This is a genomic window from Pseudomonas sp. Sample_24, assembly GCF_004307605.1.
GTDB lineage: Bacteria > Pseudomonadota > Gammaproteobacteria > Pseudomonadales > Pseudomonadaceae > Aquipseudomonas.
In genome coordinates this window covers 10,378-11,768 of record NZ_RCNW01000520.1, presented here as the reverse complement: position 1 = coordinate 11,768, position 1,391 = coordinate 10,378, and the positions used below count along the sequence as shown (strand labels likewise).

1 protein-coding gene is annotated in these 1,391 nt (G+C 58.4%); it reads right to left on the bottom strand.

Translation table 11 applies throughout. The features are described from left to right. Position 1 precedes the first annotated feature (1 nt). On the bottom strand, positions 2-1,225 hold the full coding sequence (gene cgtA, locus D8V06_RS29635) for an Obg family GTPase CgtA (protein WP_056855669.1): 1,224 nt from the start codon (positions 1,223-1,225) through the stop codon (positions 2-4). Positions 1,226-1,391: the final 166 nt, after the last annotated feature.

Here is a 1,391-nt window from a genome sequence, read left to right as displayed (position 1 = left end):
ATCAGTCACGCACGTAAATGATTTCCGGACCGTCTTCGTCATCCACATCTTCTTCATCCCAATCATCGTCACCGATGTCATGGACCGACTTCACGCCACTGCGACGCAGAGCACGCTGATCGTCCAGCGCCTGCAGCTGGGCACGCGCCTCATCTTCAATGCGCTGATCGAGATCGGCCAATTCTTCCTTGTAGGCCGGGTCGTTGGCCAGGCGATCGGCGCGATCTTCCAGGTAACGCATGATGTCGTGGCACAGACGCTCGGTGTTCTGCTTGGCGATGGCCGAGATCACATAGACCGGACCGGTCCACTCCAGACGATCGACGATCTCCTTGACGCGAGCATCGTGCTCTTCATCGAGGATCTGGTCGCACTTGTTCAGGATCAACCAGCGATCGCGCTCAGCCAGCGACGGACTGAATTTGGTCAGCTCGTTGACGATGACTTCGGCGGCGTCCGGAGCGCTGGTTTCATCCAGCGGCGCCATGTCGACGAGGTGCAGCAACAGACGGGTACGCGACAAATGCTTGAGGAAGCGAATCCCCAGACCCGCGCCATCGGAAGCGCCTTCGATCAGACCCGGGATGTCCGCGACCACGAAGCTTTTCCAGCGATCGACGCTGACCACCCCCAGGTTCGGCACCAGGGTTGTGAACGGGTAATCGGCCACTTTCGGCTTGGCGGCCGATACCGAACGGATAAAGGTACTTTTACCAGCGTTCGGCAAGCCCAGCAGACCGACGTCCGCGAGCACTTTCATTTCCAGCTTCAGGTCACGCTGCTCACCCGGCTTGCCCGGCGTAGTCTGGCGTGGCGCACGGTTGGTACTGGATTTGAAACGGGTGTTGCCCAGGCCGTGCCAGCCACCATGAGCCACCATCAGCTTCTGGCCGGCCTTGGTCAGGTCGCCGATCACTTCTTGAGTGGCAGAGTCGATCACCGTGGTACCCACAGGTACACGCAGGATCAGATCCTCGCCCTTCTTGCCGGTGCAGTCGGTGCTGCCGCCGTTGGAGCCACGCTCGGCATCGAAGTGCCGGGTGTAACGGTAGTCGACCAGGGTGTTGAGGTTCTCGTCGGCCATCATGTAGATGGAACCGCCATCACCGCCATCACCGCCGTTAGGGCCACCGTTTTCGATGAATTTTTCGCGACGGAAACTCATGCAGCCATTGCCGCCGTCACCGGCCTTTACTCGAATCGATACTTCATCAACAAACTTCATAACAAACGCCTCTCGCCATACGGACGAGCCGAAAAACAATCAAGACATAAGACTCTTGCAAAAATGAGCGCAGCGACCCCAAACCACGACACCTACATCGTACGCCGACAGCCCATACAAACAGCTTTGCAAGAGACTCACCCCACAAACGAAAAAGCCCCGTCGC

Excerpts from the sequence above, each read along its gene's own strand:
- cgtA (WP_056855669.1), bottom strand. The coding sequence starts at position 1,225 with ATGAAGTTTGTTGATGAAGTATCGATTCGAGTAAAGGCCGGTGACGGC.